General features: G+C 62.6%; 13 protein-coding genes. 3 read left to right on the forward strand and 10 right to left on the reverse strand.

The window, feature by feature from the left end; genetic code table 11:
- Positions 1–37: 37 nt before the first annotated feature.
- Positions 38–520 carry a glutathione peroxidase gene (locus ACF8EA_RS21455; RefSeq protein WP_003247324.1) on the reverse strand — a complete coding sequence of 161 codons (483 nt, stop codon included), beginning with the start codon at positions 518–520 and terminating at the stop codon, positions 38–40.
- A gap of 145 nt (positions 521–665) precedes the next feature.
- Entirely contained in the window at positions 666–1,151 is a 486-nt protein-coding gene (locus ACF8EA_RS21460) for a peptidylprolyl isomerase (protein ID WP_003247325.1), read from the reverse strand.
- Here ACF8EA_RS21460 and ACF8EA_RS21465 point away from each other — a divergent pair.
- Both ACF8EA_RS21465 and pta read left to right on the forward strand, forming a co-directional pair.
- The gene (locus tag ACF8EA_RS21465) at positions 1,150–1,452 is read left to right on the forward strand and encodes a DUF3565 domain-containing protein (RefSeq protein WP_103443494.1); all 303 of its coding nucleotides are present in this window, start codon (positions 1,150–1,152) and stop codon (positions 1,450–1,452) included. The genes ACF8EA_RS21460 and ACF8EA_RS21465 overlap by 2 nt on opposite strands.
- A 31-nt stretch (positions 1,453–1,483) precedes the next feature.
- Positions 1,484–3,571, forward strand: coding sequence for a phosphate acetyltransferase (pta, locus tag ACF8EA_RS21470; protein WP_274149826.1), 2,088 nt, complete (start codon positions 1,484–1,486; stop codon positions 3,569–3,571).
- A 79-nt stretch (positions 3,572–3,650) separates the two neighbouring features.
- On the opposite strand, the gene ACF8EA_RS21475 is transcribed toward pta, so the two are convergent.
- From ACF8EA_RS21475 to ACF8EA_RS21510, 8 genes are all read right to left on the reverse strand, one after another.
- Positions 3,651–4,370 carry an OmpA family protein gene (locus ACF8EA_RS21475; RefSeq protein ID WP_003247328.1) on the reverse strand — a complete coding sequence of 240 codons (720 nt, stop codon included), beginning with the start codon at positions 4,368–4,370 and terminating at the stop codon, positions 3,651–3,653.
- A 109-nt stretch (positions 4,371–4,479) separates the two neighbouring features.
- On the reverse strand, positions 4,480–5,124 hold the full coding sequence (locus tag ACF8EA_RS21480; RefSeq protein WP_021783470.1) for an MBL fold metallo-hydrolase: 645 nt from the start codon (positions 5,122–5,124) through the stop codon (positions 4,480–4,482).
- Positions 5,125–5,461: 337 nt separating this feature from the next.
- Positions 5,462–6,154, reverse strand: a complete 693-nt coding sequence (locus ACF8EA_RS21485; protein ID WP_021783471.1) for a sensor histidine kinase KdpD — start codon at positions 6,152–6,154, stop codon at positions 5,462–5,464.
- The gene (locus tag ACF8EA_RS21490; RefSeq protein WP_021783472.1) at positions 6,151–7,758 is read right to left on the reverse strand and encodes a tetratricopeptide repeat-containing response regulator; all 1,608 of its coding nucleotides are present in this window, start codon (positions 7,756–7,758) and stop codon (positions 6,151–6,153) included. The genes ACF8EA_RS21485 and ACF8EA_RS21490 overlap by 4 nt, the downstream gene beginning before the upstream one ends.
- Positions 7,759–7,917: 159 nt before the next feature.
- Complete coding sequence (locus tag ACF8EA_RS21495) at positions 7,918–10,635, reverse strand: LuxR C-terminal-related transcriptional regulator (protein ID WP_392523159.1); 2,718 nt, start codon at positions 10,633–10,635, stop codon at positions 7,918–7,920.
- A 334-nt stretch (positions 10,636–10,969) separates the two neighbouring features.
- A complete protein-coding gene (locus tag ACF8EA_RS21500) occupies positions 10,970–12,334 on the reverse strand; it encodes a DUF1329 domain-containing protein (RefSeq protein WP_021783475.1) in 1,365 nt (454 codons plus the stop codon).
- A gap of 25 nt (positions 12,335–12,359) precedes the next feature.
- On the reverse strand, positions 12,360–14,243 hold the full coding sequence (locus tag ACF8EA_RS21505; protein WP_103443491.1) for a DUF1302 domain-containing protein: 1,884 nt from the start codon (positions 14,241–14,243) through the stop codon (positions 12,360–12,362).
- A 331-nt stretch (positions 14,244–14,574) separates the two neighbouring features.
- Complete coding sequence (locus tag ACF8EA_RS21510; protein WP_103470144.1) at positions 14,575–16,257, reverse strand: fatty acid--CoA ligase; 1,683 nt, start codon at positions 16,255–16,257, stop codon at positions 14,575–14,577.
- Positions 16,258–16,531: 274 nt separating this feature from the next.
- Between ACF8EA_RS21510 and ACF8EA_RS21515 the strand changes: the two genes are divergently transcribed.
- Positions 16,532–17,497 carry a 2-hydroxyacid dehydrogenase gene (locus ACF8EA_RS21515; protein WP_021783478.1) on the forward strand — a complete coding sequence of 322 codons (966 nt, stop codon included), beginning with the start codon at positions 16,532–16,534 and terminating at the stop codon, positions 17,495–17,497.
- Positions 17,498–17,502 lie beyond the last annotated feature (5 nt).

Here is a 17,502-nt window from a genome sequence, read left to right on the forward strand (position 1 = left end):
CTCTCACAGGCGCCACAATGATCGCGCCCGGTACTATTCAGACCAGTGCTTTTTCAATGGCCTGCACCACTGCCGGGTCATCCGGTGCCGTGCGGGGTGAAAAACGCGCCAGCACCCGGCCATCTTTGCCTACCAGAAACTTCTCGAAATTCCAGGTAATGTCACCGGGGAACTCGGCCCCCTCGCCTGCCAGCAGGCGGTACAGCGAATGGCGCTGCGGCCCGTTGACCTCCAGCTTGCCCCCCAGCGGGAAGCTGACCCCGTAGTTGAGGCTGCAGAAGTCCTGGATTTCCTTTTCGCTACCCGGCTCCTGCCCCGCAAACTGGTTGCACGGCAGGCCAAGCACATTGAAACCCTTGTCCTTGTAGATCTGGTAGAGGTTTTCCAGGGCCTTGTATTGCGGCGTCAGGCCACATTTGGAGGCAACGTTGACCACCAGCACCACTTGGCCCTTGAAGGGTGCGAGGGGCAGCTCTCCGCCGTTCAGCGCTTCCAGTTTCAGGTCGTGAAATGCACTCATGATGAAATCCCCTCTCAGGTTCCCGGTTGCCGTGCAGGCGAATTTCGCCCACTAAAAAGGCGCTCGTCCAAACCGTTCACCTCCCGTAGGAAGGCAAATCGGCTTGCCCGAGCGCCTGGCGACTTTCTGAGCTTAGCGCAGAAAATCAGTGGTGATGGCCACCTTCACCGTGGATGTGACGGTGAGCGATTTCTTCGTCGCTGGCGTCACGCACGTTGACAACCTTGACCTGGAAGGTCAGGCGCTGACCGGCCAGCGGGTGGTTGCCATCAACGGTAACGTCGTCGCCGTCGATGTCGCGGATGGTGACGATCTGCATCTGGCCGTCCGGTGCCGAAGCGTGGAACTGCATGCCCACTTCCAGCTCGTCGACACCTTCGAACAGGCTACGGTTCAGGGTGCTGACCAGTTCGGCCAGGTACTCGCCATAGGCCTCTTCAGGTTCGATGGAAACGTTCAACTCGTCACCAGCCTGCTTGCCTTCCAGGGCTTTTTCCAGGCCCGGGATGATGTTGCCGGCACCGTGCAGGTAAACCAGCGGCGCGCCACCGGCGGAGCTGTCGATGGTCTCCCCGGCGTCGTTGGTCAGGGTATAGTCGATGGAGACAGCCTTGTTGGCGGCGATCAGCATGGGGCAAGACCTTTTGCAAAAGAATGTAGAGCGCACAAGTGTAACCAAGCCATCGTCCGATTGCGAACGAACTGCGGACGAGCAACGGCCCATCAGTCGGATCAACGGCTTTCATCAGGACGAAGAAGGCCACTGGGTGGCGGAACTTTCGTGCGGCCATACCCAGCACCTGCGCCACCAGCCGCCGTGGCAGGCACGCCCGTGGGTGCTCGACCCGGCACAACGTGCGCAACACATCGGCCAGCCTTTCGCTTGCGGCTGGTGCGCACAAGGGGCCGATAGCGCTACCCTTGACCGTTAATTTCTTGCACCGCTTATTTCGAGAAGCACGCATGCAGACATTTTTCATTGCGCCGACCGACTTCGGTGTCGGCCTGACTTCGATCAGCCTGGGCCTGGTGCGCACCCTGGAGCGTGCCGGCCTGAAGGTCGGCTTCTTCAAGCCTATCGCCCAGCCCCACCCGGGTGACACCGGCCCCGAGCGCTCCACCGAACTGGTCGCCCGCACCCACGGCATCAAGCCACCGGTCCCACTGAGCCTGGCCCACGTCGAGCGCATGCTCGGCGATGGCCAGCTGGACGAGTTGCTTGAAGAAATCATCCGCCTCTACCAGCAAGCCTGCGTCGGCAATGACGTGGTTGTGGTCGAGGGAATGGTGCCCACGCGCCACGCCAGCTACGCAGCGCGGGTCAACCTGCACCTGGCCAAGAGCCTGGATGCCGAGGTAATCCTGGTATCGGCCCCGGAAAACGAAGTGCTCAGCGAGCTGTCTGGGCGGGTCGAACTGCAGGCCCAACTGTTTGGCGGCCCACGCGACCCGAAAGTGCTCGGGGTGATCCTCAACAAGGTGCGCACCGACGAGAGCATGGCGGACTTTGCCACCCGCCTGCGCGAGCACTCGCCATTGCTGCGCGGTAATGACTTCCGTCTGCTTGGCTGCATACCCTACCAACCCGAGCTGAACGCACCACGGACCCGCGATGTGGCCGAGCTGCTCGGCGCACAGGTGCTCAATGCCGGCGACTACGAGCAGAGGCGCATGAGCAAGATCATCATCTGTGCGCGCACGGTGGCCAACACGGTCCCGCTACTGACCTCGGGTACCCTGGTGGTAACCCCGGGCGACCGCGACGACATCATCCTCGCTGTCAGCCTGGCAGCGATCAATGGCGTGCCACTGGCCGGCTTGCTGCTGACCAGCGACAGCAAGCCTGACGAGCGTATCCTTGGCCTGTGCCGCGGTGCACTGCAGGCCGGCCTGCCGATCCTGTCGGTCAGCACCGGCTCGTACGACACCGCCAACCAGCTCAACTCGCTGAACCGCGAAATCCCGGTGGACGACCGGGAGCGTGCCGAGTTCATCACCGACTTCGTCGCCAGCCATCTCGACGCGGCCTGGCTGCACCAACGCTGCGGTACGCCGCGCGAACTGCGCCTCTCACCGGCAGTGTTCCGCTACCAGCTGATCCAGCGTGCGCAGCAGGCCAACAAGCGCATCGTCCTGCCAGAAGGCGCCGAGCCACTGCTGGTGCAGGCTGCAGCCATCTGCCAGGCCCGCGGCATTGCCCGCTGTGTGCTGTTGGCCAAACCCGAAGATGTCGACGCAGTGGCCCGCGCCCAGGGCATCACGTTGCCGCCGGGGCTGGAGATTCTCGACCCCGAACTGATTCGCGGGCGCTATGTGGAGCCCATGGTCGAGCTGCGCAAAAGCAAGAACCTCAACGCACCGATGGCCGAGCAGCAGCTGGAAGACCCGGTGGTGATCGGCACCATGATGCTGGCCCTGGACGAAGTGGACGGCCTGGTCTCGGGCCTGGTGCACTCCACGGCCAACACCATCCGCCCGGCCCTGCAACTGATCAAGACCGCACCCGGCTCGAGCCTGGTCTCGTCGGTGTTCTTCATGCTGTTTCCTGAGCAGGTGCTGGTGTACGGCGACTGCGTGATGAACCCGCACCCAAGCGCTGCCGAGCTGGCAGAGATTGCCCAGCAGAGTGCCGAATCGGCGCAGGCCTTCGGCATCGCGCCACGGGTGGCGATGATCAGTTATTCAAGCGATTCGGCCAGCGATGAAGAAGTCGAGAAAGTACGCGAAGCAACACGCCTGGCACAGGACGCGGCGCAGGGGCTGCTGATCGACGGGCCGTTACAGTATGACGCGGCGGCAAACCCGGCGATTGCCCGAGAGCTGGCGCCGGCTAGCCCGGTGGCCGGGCGCGCCACGGTATTCGTGTTCCCCGACCTGAATACCGGCAATACCACGCACAAGGCGGTGCAGCGCAGTGCCGACGGGGTCAGCCTGGGGCCGATGCTGCAGGGATTGCGCAAGCCGGTGAACGACTTGCCGCGTGGGGCGCAGGTTGACGATATCGTGCACACCATTGCCCTGACGGCGATTCAGGCCAGCGTGGCGCGCTAAAAGCAGCCGCTTCTTTGCAAGCCTTGTGGGAGCGGGACTGCCCGCTCCCACAAGGCCGCAAGGCGGCCCTTAAGGTCAATCAGGGATACTGCTGAACCTGACCTTGCTGCTCATACTGCTGACCCGGAATCGGCTTCAGGTTCACTTCCACACGGCGGTTCTGCGCACGACCATTGGCGTCAGCGTTGCTGGCGATCGGCTGGTCCGGGCCCATGCCACGTACAGAGATACGCGAGGCATCCACACCCTGCGAAGTCAGGTAGGTGCTGACCGCCTGCGCGCGGCGCTGGGACAGGTCCATGTTGTGCTGGCGGCTGCCAGTGCTGTCGGTGAAGCCGACCACTTCGATGGTGTTCTGGTTGAACTGCTTGAACGAGCCAGCCAGGTTGTTCAGCGGCGAGTAGAAGCTTGGGGCGATGTTGGCCGAGTCGGTGGCGAAGGTGATGTTGCCCGGCATGATCAGCTTGATCTGGTCACCCTGACGCTGTACTTCCACCCCCGTGTTGGCCATTTGCGCGCGCAGCTCGGCTTCCTGCTTGTCGGCGTAGTAGCCATAACCGGCTGCAGCGGCACCCACTGCGGCAGCACCAATCAGTGCACCCTTGCCACGGTTGTTGTGGTCGATCGCAGCACCGGCGATGGCACCGGCCAGCGCCCCCAGGCCGCCGTACTTGGCGGTTTTGCTCATCCCTGTGGAGCCCTGCGCCTGACCCTGGTTGTCGTAAGGATTCTGGCCGGCGCAGCCGGTCATCAGTGCTGCGGCAGTTGCGACGATAATCAGACGACGCATGGTGAACATGGACAAGCTCCTACTGAAATTCATAAATGCGGCAGATCTCGAAGGGATCTATGCCAGCCTTGGATTGCATCGGCAACGAAAAATTCCATGAAAGTGCCTTCATGTGCCATCAGGCACGCACGAACGGGTTTTCGCGCATCTCGTCGCCCAAACGGGTGTCGGGCCCGTGGCCGGTCACCACGATGGCCTCTTCGTCCAGCCGGTACAGCCGCTCCTTGATGGAGCGCACGATTGCCCGCTGGTCGCCACCCCACAAATCAGTGCGGCCAATACCCCGACGGAACAGGGTGTCACCGGCAATCAACAATTTGGCATCGGCAAACCAGAAGCTCATCGAGCCCGGGGTATGGCCAGGCGTATGCAGCGCCACCCCGCAGCCGCAGGCGAGTTCTTCGTCATCGCCCAGCCAGCGGTCCGGTGCCGGTACCGGGGTGTAAGGTACACCGAACATCTGGCACTGCATCTCGAGGTTGTCCCACAGCACTTGGTCGTCCTTGTGCAGGTGCAGCGTGGCACCCGTCAGCTCCTTGAGCTTGCCTGACGCGAGGAAGTGGTCGAAGTGCGCATGGGTGTGGATGATGCTCACCAGCGTCAGGCCGTGGGCCTGCAGGCGGGCAAGGATCTTGTCCACGTCACCACCCGGGTCGACGACAATGGCTTTCTTGGTCAGGGGGTCGCCGATCAGCGTGCAGTTGCACTGCAAGGGGCCGACGGGGAAGGTTTCGCGGATGAGAGCAGGCGGGGCTTGGGTCATGGTGTTCTCGCAGGTGAAGCTGGGTTCTGCTGGGAGCCTGACAGGAAAATGGGGTGGGTGCACGAGGTTCATGTATTGAGCGAAGTGGCGCCTGTGAGATCGAGCGCCGCCCGCGCGGCGCATCGCGAGCAAGCTCGCTCCTACATTTGTTTCGGGCCAGTTATTCCTGAGGCGGAGGTGCGCGCCACCTTGGTGCCCACCTCGTCGATATTGCGTGGAACAAACAAGGCGGTCGCGCGCGTGGGTGCAGGCAATACTGGCCCGAAACAGATGTAGGAGCGAGCTTGCTCGCGATGCGCCGCGCGGGCGGCGCTCGATCGCCCAGGCACCCAATACCTCAAGGCAGGAATAACCTGAACAACCCGCCCCCAAGCGCCCCGCCGTTGGATATCTCGATCCGCCCGCGCGCACCACCGCTTTCATGCAACGCTGCAATCCGCGCCGCAAAATACAGCCCAAGGCCAGTGCTGCCGCTGGTCGAGTCAATGCCCTGGATGTACTCCTCCTGGCGCTCGAGCATGTGCTTTGGATAACCCGGGCCGTCATCATTGACGCAAATGGCCAACTGGTTATCGGCCTCTTCGATGGTGATCAGCAAGGCGTGCCCGGCAAAGCGGGTGGCGTTGGTGATAACGTTGGAGATCACCGAGGCCACCAGTTCGCGGTCGAAGAAACCCAGCGGGTTATCGGTGTCGATGCGCCAGGTGGCGAGAATGTCGTTGTGCTTGAGTACTTCCTCGTGCGCCGCCAGCTGGGCTTCGATGAAATCATCCAGCTCATGGTAGTCCGGGCATACCGGCAACTGGTTCACACCCAGTTTGTATAAGCCCAGCAACTGCACCAGCATGCCGTTGAGGTGACGAAATTCATGCTCCATGATCCCTTGTTCGGCACCGCCACGCAGCTCCTCGGGCAAGCGTTCCACCCACTGGCTGTGGGACTGGATCAGCGCCGACAATGAACTTTTGAGGTCGTGCACGGTGGAGGCGATCACCGTGGAAAAATCCAGCCCCTGATTGTCTTGATTCATGCGCCGAACACTCGGATATGCAGTTTGCGGTAACGGTCATAGCGATTGTCGCTGGCAGGGATACCGGCCACGCTGGTGAGGGCGTCGCGGCACTCCTGCATGATCGCAGGCTGAGGGTTGTCACCGCCGATGCGCAGCAGCGCCTGGGCGGTGTTGAGGGCGATGCTGATGTTCTTCGGCTGTAAACCCAATGCCTTTCGGAACATCTGCAACGCCTCTCCAAGCTGCCCTCCCTGGTAACTGCGTACCCCCTGACGATTGAGGGTGACGGCTTCGGTAATGGCGTTGAGCACGCTGGGGTCATCCGTCAGCTTGCCCACTTTCTCCATGACCTTGGGGTCATCGCCATAACTTTCCACACAACTCCTCAGCACGCCGATGGCAGCGGCTTCCTGCCCCATTGCCTGCAATTGCGCAGCGACGGTCAGGGCTGAATCGACCGAGAAGAACTGGTTCATCTTGTCCAGGCGCTGAATCGCCTGTTCTGTCAGTTTGCCGGCCGTTTCCGGGTCGCCGGCCTGCTGCAGGCTGGCAGCCTTCATCATCCGCGCACGCACCTGCAGGCCTTGGTCCTCGGGGTTTTCCTTGGCTACCTCGCTGAGCGTGGTGTTGATCTCGACCCGGGTACGGGCGTCCAGGCCGAAGCCTGCATTCTTGCTCATCAACGCCTGGACCAGGCCAAGGTTGTTTTCGGCATCCTTGTAACGCGAACTTTGCCCTTGGTTCACCGCATGGCGAAACGCCTTCGATGCGCTCTCGAAGTCTTCGTTCTCCAGCGCCAGCTTGCCCAGCGTCGACTGCCGACGCACCGACAAAGGCGACAGGCGCACGGCTTCTTCAAGCAAGTTCTGCGCGCGCCGGGTATCGCCCTGAGCCACCAGCACCTCGGCCATGCCATCGTACAGGCCTGGCATGATCGGGAACGCCTTGAGCGCCTGCTCGTATACACCCTGGGCCTGGGCATTCTGACCACGCTTGTGCATCAGTGCCCCCAACGCGGCGTAAACCCACGGCTGCGGGCGGCTGGCCAGGATGGCCTTGAGGAACTTTTCCAGTTCCTCGAAGCGGTTGAGGTTGCGCAGGGCATCGGCCCGGTAGCGCAAGCACAATGGAGCCAGGCGCGGATCCCTCTTGCACAGCTCGGCGCAGGCCGCCAGTACTTCGGCCGGGCGGTTGCGGTCCAGCGCTTGCAGGATCGGCTTTAGCAACGTCTTGCGCTGGAACAGTTTCTCGACGCGCTGGGCCAGGCCAACCCGGTTGAACGGTTTGGTCAGGTAGGCATCGGGCTCGTGCTCGATGGCGCTGAGGACAATCGCCTGGCTGCTCTCGGCGGTGACCATGATGAACACGCATTCATGGCTGATGTGCTTGTCGATGATCAGGTCTTCAAGCACCTGTTGCCCGTTCTTCTTGCCATCGCCCAGATGGAAGTCCTGCAGGATGAAGTCATAGCGCTTCTGCGCGCACATGCGCAGCGCCTGCTCGCCGCTGTCAGCGGTGTCCACGTCGCGCACGCCCAACTCGCGCAGCATGGAACGGGTCGACGTACGAAAGTCGGTAAAGTCGTCGACGATCAGAAAGCTCTTTTGCCCGTACTGCAGCATCAACACGACCTGCCTTGGAATGATTGAAAAATCGCGCGAGGCGATGCCACCGATAGCTGTATCGGCAGCTGGTCGGGAAAGATGAGGATAGAGCATCGCCGGCCACGAACCATGGCGCCAGGCCATCGCTTTAACGAACCATGACCTACAGAGCCAGTATCACGCCAGCAACCCCAGGGATTTGGCCTTGGCCACCGCCTGGGTGCGCCGCTCCACGCCCAACTTGCTGTTGATGTGACTGGCGTGGGTCTTCACCGTGTGCAGGGAAATGAACAGCCGCTCGCTGATCTGCTGATTGGAACAGCCCTGGGCAATCAGTTCGAGCACGGCCAACTCACGACCACTCAGCGCTTCGCCGTTGCCCGTACTGGCGATTGGCACTGGCGGCAGATGCTTGAGCAGTTCAGCCTGCACCGGGCAAACGGCACCTGCCTGCAGTTGTTCATGAAGCCATTGCGGGTGTTTTTCCAGTAGTGGCTGCATCGGCTGCATCACGCCGCCATGAGCCGCCTCCAGCAAACTGGGCAGCAACTGCGCGGCCTGCCCTTCCTTGCCTTCGTCCAACAGCAGGGAAAGCCATTGGCACAGGGCGCTTACGGCGAGCATCATGCCGCCACTGGCCTGGCCGCGCTCTACCAGGCAAGCCAGGCGTTGCACGGCATCGTCGCTACGCAACTGGATACGATCGAGCAATGCCTGCTGCAACGCAATGTGCAAAGGCAGCAGCGGATGGAATTCCGGTGGCACCGCCGGCTGCTCGCCACCATAGGTCTGGCCCAGGCGCTGCAGCCAGGACTCCGCCAGGTCGGTACGCCCCTGGGCCAGCCACAGTTCGCATTTGACCAGGGTAATCATGGCCAGATAGTAGACCGGGGGCACATCCCATATATGCATCAAACGCTCGGCCTCGGCCAGTTCGGCAAAGGCCTCGGCAAAGTGACCTTCCCTGCCATCGAGCGTGGCAATCACGCAATGGCCGATGAGCACACTGATGTCCCGGCACGCCCGCGCCTCACCCAGCCCCGCGCGCAAACGCGCCCGGCCCTGAGCCGGCTGCAGGCGCGAGACCAGCAGGTAACCTTCGTAAAGCGTCAGGCGCGCACGCACGGCATACAGCCGCTGCGCCGAAAGCCCTTGCAGACGTTGCAGCCCTTGGCGCACTTCGTCCAAGGCGCGCAGCACCTCGCCACGGGCATGCAGCACCCGCGCCCGGTCGTAATGAGCCAGCGCCTCGAACAAGGGGTTGCCGACACGCTGGGCCAGTTCCAGGGCTTCACGGTTCCAGCCTCGGGCACGCCAGAAGTCACCATCGGCAATGGCCAGGTTGGACAGCGTCGACAAGCACACCAGGCGTTGGCCATAGCGCTTGCTCGGCAGGCTTTGTAGCGCTTCGCCGCAATAGGCCAAGGTGCGCTCGCGATCGCCACGGCCACGGGCAATGACCCCACTGAGTGCCAGCCATTGGGCCAGCATCGACTTCTGCGCAGTCGCCGAAGGCGCGGGCAAAAAGCGACTGAGGTAGCCGGCCAGTTCCTCGGCAGCATCCAGCTGGCAAGCCAGGCCCAACGCCCAGCTGTACAGCACGATCAGCCGCGGCGTGCTGATCAACAGGCTGTCGGGCAGGTCCATCTTCCAGCGCAGCAACATGCCGACGTTCTGCTCGGCCAGCAGTTGCTCCTCGGACAGGCTCTGCACCAGGTCGGCGGCAACATCGAGGTGGCCGGCACGCAAAGCCTGCTCCACCGCCTCATCCAGCAGGCCCTGGGCTTCAAACCAGCGGCAGGCTCGCAAATGCAGAGCCACCAGTGATTCGCTGGCCTGGCGGCTGCGCAGCAGGTCGGAGAACAAATGGTGGTAGCGGAACCAGTGCCCATGCTCGTCCAGCGGCACCAGGAACACCTGATGCGCCTGCAGGAAGCTCAGGACGGCGGCACTGTCATGGCGGCCACGCAGCGCATCGCAAAGTGGAGCGCAGAAACGCTCCTGGCAGGCGGTTTCGTCCAAGAAGGCCTGCACGTCTGCAGGTAGCCTGTCGATGACCTCTTCAAGCAAGTAGTCGCGGATCAGGCCCTCGCCACCATGCAGCGCCTGGGGCAAGGCTTGCTCGTCAGCGCTGTCGCTGGCCGCCAGCTGCCAGAAACGCAACCCGGCCACCCAGCCGTCGCTGCGCTGGATCAGGTTGTCCAGCGCCTGGCCGCGCAGGCCGGTAGGCTGGCGGCCGATCACGGCCAGCGACTCATCTGCGGTGAGGCGCAGATCCTGTTCGTTAAGCTCGACCAACTGCCGGGACAGGCGCAGGCGCGCCAGGTGCCAGTCTGGCCGCTGGCGGCTGGTCACCAGCAACACCAGGCCGGGGGGCAGGTGATTGAGGAAGAACTGCAAGCAGCGGTCGAGCACCGGCCCCTGGGCCAGGTGATAGTCGTCCAGTACCAGCAGCAGCGGCGTATCAGCCTGCAGGTACAGCGCCAGCTCATCGAGCAGGCCATCTAGCCACTCTTCAAAGGCAAACGGCTGGTGGCGCTGGCGCATTTTCAGCAGGCCCATGGCCTGGCCGCCCAGGGCCGGGCAGTACTGCTGCAGGCCTTCAAGCAAGCGCTCAAGGAAGCGGCCAGGGTCGGCATCCCGCTGGCTCAGGCCCAGCCACAGGCTGCGCCAGTGCTCGGGCAATGTTTCGCAAAACTCGATGGCCAGGGAGCTTTTGCCGAAACCCGCCGGGGCATTGACCAGCAACAGTCGCCCGCCCAAGCCGGCTTCCAGCCGCTGGCACAAACGCAGGCGCGGCACATGGCCATCCGGCAGCGGCGGCCGGAAGAAACGCCCGTCCCGCAGGCCAAGGGCCTGACTCGCGAATCCATGCGTACGGGACAAATCTGTCATGGCCGGCTCGTTCTGGTTGGAAGACAACGGCGGTATGGATGCTTGCGAGACTAGCGGGTAATGCGGCGCATTTGAAGATGATGGGCGCATTTGCCATGGAAAAGACTGCGACAAAAAGCAACATGACTGATGGACAGGGGCTGGGGCGGGGGTTTGGGGAGGTATTCAGGAGGTTTATTGCCTTGTCCGGCCTCTTCGCGGTTGAACCCGCTCCTACAGGGCTGCGCGGAACCTGTAGGAGCGGGTTCACCCGCGAAGAGGCCGGTTCAGGAAATAGAAACGCCCCGGCGAGCCGGGGCGTTCTGGGGATCACACGGATTTCAGTGATTTCAGCTTAGCGAATACCCGACTGACGCAGCGCCGCTGGCTGGAAGTCGGCCTTGCTGGCACTGAAGCCAAAATCGTAGGCGCGTTTCTCTTCGTTCTTCATGCCCAGGGCCAGGTAACGACCGGACTGCAGGTCGTAGATGGCTTCCAGGGTGTACCAAGGCACTTCCACGTTGTAATAAGGCTGAGCGTGGGCCTCGGACACGCGCCACAGTTGGCCACGGCCGTCGTACTGGTCGATCACTGCTGCCTGCCAGGTGTCCTCATCGATGTAGAAATCACGCTTGGCATAGATGTGCCGCTGGCCCGGCTTGAGGGTTGCAACTACGTGCCAGACGCGGCGCAGCTCGTAACGGGCCAGGTCCTGGTTGATGTGCCCGGCCTTGATGATGTCGGCATACTTGAGCTTCGGATCATCCAGTTTGAAGGCGTTCGATGCGATGTACAGTTCCTTCTTGCCTTCCAGCTTCCAGTCATAACGATCGGGTGCACCGTTGAACATGTCCAGGTTGTCCGATGTACGCAGGCCGTCTGCGGCGGTACCCGGGCCGTCATACGACACTTGGGGTGCCATGCGCACACGGCGTTGGCCGGCGTTGTAGATCCACGCCTTGCGCGGCTCCTTCACCTGGTCGAGGGTTTCGTGCACCAACAGCACAGTCCCGGCCAGGCGCGCAGGCGCAGTGACTTCCTGCTTGAAGTAGAACAGGATGTTGCCCGGGTTGTTCGGGTCGTAGTCCTTCATCTTGTCGCGGAAGACGAACTGGTCGGAGAAGTACACGGGGTTGAACGAGCCGTTCTGCTGCGGCGTGGCCTGGGTCACCAGGCGGCTGACACTGCCGCCGCGGTAGCGGGTGATGTGGTTCCAGATCACCTCCAGGCCGCTTTTCGGGATCGGGAACGGCACCGCCGTGCGGAAGTTGCTCAGGCCGTTACCGCCCTCCACCAGGGTGGTTTTGGTAGCGTTTTCCTTGATGGCCGCGAACACATCGGCCGGGACGGTTGCGCCGCGATGGGTCTTGAACACCGGGATCTTGTAGGTGCTCGGGTAGCGTTTGAGCATGGCCATCTGGCCCGGCGAGAGCTTGTCCTTGTACTGGTCGGCATTTTGCGCCGTGATGGTAAACAGCGGCTTTTCACTGCCGTACGGATCGGACAGGAAGCCCTTGCCGTCGACGCTGCCTGCGGTCTTCGACAGCGGCTCCCATGGGCCGATGGAGCCGTCGGCGTTGCCGGCCTTCTCGGCGCCCATCGGGGTCAGGGTGCTGCCCAGCTTGGCCGCCTCGTCGGCGGATACCGCAGCCATGACGCTGGTCGCCAGCAGGGACAGGCCCAGCACACCGGCTTGCAGCAGACTTCTGGTCTTGTTCATGTCGTGTCGTCCTGGATCTGTATGCTTAGAAGTTCACACCGAAGCTGAGGGCGACGAAGTCGCGGTCATCCACTGTGGTGTACTTGCCGTCAAAGAAGTTGGTGTACGACAGGCTCGCCGTGTAGGTGTTCTGGTACTCGGCGTCCAGGCCCAGGCTGACTGCCTTGCGGCCTTCCTCGAAGTTGCCGCCAGGGCCGGGCGAGTAGCCGGAGACATCATGGGACCAGGCCACGCTTGGTTTGAGGTTGACCCCGGCGAATACGTCGTTGTAGTCCCAGATGGCACGGGCGCGGTAGCCCCAGGAGGTCGAGGTGGTAAAGCCGTCGTTTTCGCAGTTGCGATCAAGGTTCGCGGTTGAGGAGCCAAGCCCCGAACCGACGATGGTGGCACCGTTGAGAGTGGCGCAGGTGCCGTTTGGCAATGGGCCCGGGCCATAGACCGGGTCACGCCCGTAGCGCGCCTTGCTGTTGCTTTCCAGCCCACCCACATGGGTAACGCCGACTTCGCCGACCACGGTAAGGCGGCTGGCACCCATGACCTGGTCGAAGAAGTGCGTGAAGGTGGTCTGGAACTGGGTGACCTCCTTGCGCCGGTAGCCGTGCAGGTCTTGTCCTGGAGTGCCAGTCAGCACCGAGGCATTGTTGTAGGGCGGTCTATCGATCGGCCTTACACCGGCAAACAGAATATCTGTGGAGTTGAGTTGCACTGGAGCGTTAGGGCGGTAGCTAAGTTCGCCGCTCCAGGCCGTGCCAGTAGGCAATGTGGTGGAGAAGCTCAGCCCGTACAGACGGATGTCTTCCGGATACTCGACGAAGTACTGGGAGTTGCCTGCAATGATCAACGGCGCCAGCGCTCGTACCGCAGGTGACGCGAGTGGGTTGTTCACCAGGTTGAACAGCGCCTGCGGCGCCCCGGTAGCACTGAAGATCGGTGCCCGGCTATGGTAGTTCATGAAGTAGGCACCGAACTCGGTATCCAGCGGCTCGAACATGTAGCGGAACGCGACGCCGAACTGGCCGCTGTCACGCGCATCGCGGTCGGCGCCACGCGGTACTTTCACACCCTCGCTGTTCACGTCCACACCAAATGCCGACAAACCGGCAAGCGCCTGGGGCGACAACGCCCTGCTACTGTTCAACACCCGCAGATTGTCACTGCAACCATCGGCAATGATGTCCGGCTGCGAGAAGAAGGTGCCGCAGTTGTCGACGACCGTCTGGTCCCATTCGATCTGGTAGAAGGCCTCGGCCGACAGGTTGTCGGTCAGGCTTTGCGACACATAGAACATGTTGACCGGAATCAGGCCTTCCTTGATTTCGGCCCCAGGGCGGCGGAACGCCGACACGTCGATGGGGTTGATCGAGTTGATGCCGCCGCCGATGAAGGTACTTTCGCCCCAGCTCACCACCTGCTTGCCAAAACGCACCGAGCCAGGCTGATCGCCGATGGCGTAGTTGTGGTAGACAAAGGCGTCGAGCAGCTCGGCGCCGGACGACTTGGCGCCTTCCTTGCGGTTGGAGTCGCTGATGTCCTTGAACTCGCGGTTTTCGTCCTTCAGTTCGAAGTCGTACCAGTACTTGCCACGGACGAACACACCGGTGTCGCCGTACTTGAGCTCCAGGTCATGAATGCCTTTGAAGATCTTGGAGAAGGTTTCGCCCTTCTTGAAGTTCAGGTGGCCATCGTCGGATGTCTGTGACAGGCCCTTGCCGCCGTTGTTAACCCCTATCAGGTTCTTGTTGGGGTTGGCCGTCGACCAGCTGGCGCCGATGGAGAGCGAGGAGTCGAACTGGCCTTCGATTTCACCAATGTTGAAACTGACAGCGAAAGCAGGACTTGCGAGCGTGGAAGCAAGGCTGACGGCCAAGGGCAGCTTGGCCCGGCGCCAGAACAGGTTTGCAGATTTCATCGACGCTACTCCATGTACTTTTTTGTTATGGCAGTGAGTCCTTTCAAGAACGGCCCGAGCGACCGGTTTGCAGGCTTGCACCTGCGGCGACACAGCTTGCGCATGTCGCCCTCCCCCATTCCTGAAAATCCCCTGGCCCCGACTATAGCCAGCAGGCACAGGCGCTTGATCCCTCTAAAGTGTGATTTGCGCTCCATGCCACCAACTCGCTGCCGTTTTGCTCCGGTTGCGGGCTGGCAGTGCTCAAGGATGGCGCATTTCTGCCGTTTGGCAAGGCGGCGGGCTCTCTAGCATGCGGGTCGCGCCCTGACGTACGCGACCCGCACAAAGGTTACAACGTGGAAAGAAATGCGCTGTTGCTGGCCTGCCACTGGACGATGTCCTGGCGGATGCGTTTCTTGTCGAGCTTGCCGACACTGGTCTTGGGAATTTCAGTAACAACGGCGATCTGGCTTGGAATCGCCCACTTATTGATATGACCTTGCTCGACGAACGGCTTGAGGTGTTCCTTCAGCGCCTTGGCGTCGATATCGTGGCCGTCCCGTACCACCAGCAGGGCAAACGGGCGCTCACCCCACTGCGGGTCCGCCACCCCCACCACCGCCACTTCGCGCACGGCCGGATGGCGGCTGATCAGGTCTTCCAGGTCGAGCGAGGAAACCCACTCGCCGCCGGTCTTGATCACATCCTTGATGCGGTCGCGGATGTCGATGTAACCCATGCCGTCGAGGGTGGCGACGTCACCGGTGTGCAGCCAGCCTCCCAGCCACAGCTCCTCGCTCTTCTCCGGTTCCTTGAAGTAGCCCATGGTCAGCCACGGCGCACGCAGTACCAACTCGCCCTGGGTTTCACCATCGGCGGGCAGGAAGTTGCCTTCGCCGTCGACGATGGCCGCTTCGACCAACGGCACCGGCACACCGGCCTTGATTCGATAGGTGACGCGCTCATCCTCGCTGCCGGCCTGCAGTTCATCGTTCAGGTGTGCGGCCGAGATCAGCGGGCAGGTTTCCGACATGCCGTACGCGGCGGTCAGCTGGATGCCGCGTGCCAGGGCGGCCTGGTACAGCGACCGGTTGAGCGAACTGCCGCCGATGATGATCTTCCAGCCGCCGAAGTCCTGCTCCTGGGCGTTCGGGCAGTTGAGCAGCATCTGCAGGATGGTCGGTACGCAGTGGGAGAAGGTGACCTTCTCTTCGCGCCAGAGCTTGACCAGCATGTCTGGCTCGTAGCGCCCCGGGTACACCTGCTTCATGCCGAGCATGGTGGCAGCGTAGGGGATGCCCCAGGCATGTACGTGGAACATCGGGGTGATGGGCATGTACACGTCGTTGCTGCCCAGCAGGCGCACGCTGTCGATACTGCCGGTGACCGAGGCTTCGGCCAGTGTGTGCAGTACCAGTTGCCGATGGGTGAAATACACGCCCTTGGGGTTACCGGTGGTGCCAGTGGTGTAGAAGGTGGTGGCTACCGAGTTCTCGTCGAAGTCCGGGAAGTCGTAGCGCGGGCTGGCGGCAGCCAGCAGCTGCTCATACTCGCCGACCAGGTCGGGCAGTTCGGCAGTCTTGTCCGGGCCATCAGTCAGCAGCAAGGTCTTGTCGACAGTGGTCAGCTGCCCGGCAATGGCCTGGTACAGGCCGACGAAGTCGCTGTTGACCAGCACCACTCGGTCTTCGGCGTGGTTCATGGTGTAAAGGATCTGCTCGGGCGACAGGCGCACGTTGATGGTGTGCACCACGGCACCGATCATCGGGATGGCGAACATGCATTCCAGGTAACGATGGCTGTCCCAGTCCATCACCGCCACGGTGTCCCCGGCCTTGACCCCGGCCTCGGTCAGCACATTGGCCAGGCGGGCAATGCGCTCGTTGAGCTGTGGATACGTCAGCCGCAACTGGTCGCGATAGACGATTTCGCGGGTCTTTTCATAGCGGCTGCCGGACATCAGCAGGCGCTTGATCAGCAATGGATAGGCATAGGCGCCCTCGGCGGGCTTGATGATGCGCGTCTGCAACATGGGTATCCCTTTTCTGAAAAGCGGGCCGGACAAGTCTGGGGATTACTGTAGTCCGCCAATATGACGGCTAAATCAGCCGAAGGAATGATTTGCGTGGCAGAGGTATGAGTGGCGGGCGTTGACGGGCGGCAAGGTTGAGCTAGACACTGCGGCGTCGGCTTCAGTTTTGTGCCGAAGCTGAGGGCCTCTTCGCGGGCAAGGCCGCTCCCGCAAGGGTTGTAGTGCCCGCGAATGGCCACAACACCCTTATCCCTCCCTGCCACCGGAGATCTTCATGCCCAGCCCGCGTCGCGCCGTGTTTCTCGATCACCAGTCCCTGGACCTTGGCGACCTCGACCTTTCACCCCTGAAGCAGCAGTTCGACGCGTTCGAACTGTTCGCCGCGACCCGCCCGGAACAGGTTGCAGAACGCTTGCAGGGCGCCGTGGCAGTGGTCAGCAACAAAGTCATGCTCGATGCCGCGACCCTGGCCGCCAACCCGCAACTGAAGCTGATCCTGGTGGCCGCTACCGGCACCAACAATGTCGACCTGGCCGCCGCCCGCGCCCAGGGCATCACCGTATGCAACTGCCAGGGCTACGGCACGCCGTCTGTCGCCCAGCATACCCTGGCCCTGCTGCTGGCCCTGGCCACCCGGCTGTGCGATTACAACCAGGCGGTAGCCGAAGGCCAGTGGGCCAAGGCCAGCCAGTTCTGCCTGCTGGACTTTCCTATCGTCGAACTGGAAGGCAAAACCCTCGGCCTGCTCGGCCACGGTGAACTGGGCGGCGCCGTGGCGAGGCTGGCCGAAGCCTTCGGTATGCGCGTACTGAGCGGGCAGATCCCTGGCCGCCCGGAGCGCGCCGACCGGCTACCGCTGGACGAGTTGCTGCCGCAAGTCGACGCCCTGACCCTGCACTGCCCGCTGAACGAGTACACCCGGCATATGCTCGGTGCCCGCGAACTGGCCCTGCTCAAGCCCAATGCGCTGGTGGTCAACACCGCCCGTGGCGGCCTGATCGACGAACAGGCGTTGGCAGACGCCCTGCGCGGTGGTCACTTGGGCGGCGCGGCCACCGATGTGCTGAGCGTGGAACCGCCGGTCAACGGCAACCCGCTGCTGGAGCCCGGCATCCCGCGCCTGATCATCACCCCGCACAGCGCCTGGGGTGCCGTGGAGTCGCGCCAGCGCATCGTCGGCCAGCTCAGCGAGAACGCCCAGGCCTTCTTCGCCGGGCAGCCACGCCGCGTGGTCAGCTGAGCCAG

The organism is Pseudomonas sp. YQ_5 (assembly GCF_043103305.1).
GTDB classification, from domain to species: domain Bacteria; phylum Pseudomonadota; class Gammaproteobacteria; order Pseudomonadales; family Pseudomonadaceae; genus Aquipseudomonas; species Aquipseudomonas putida_Y.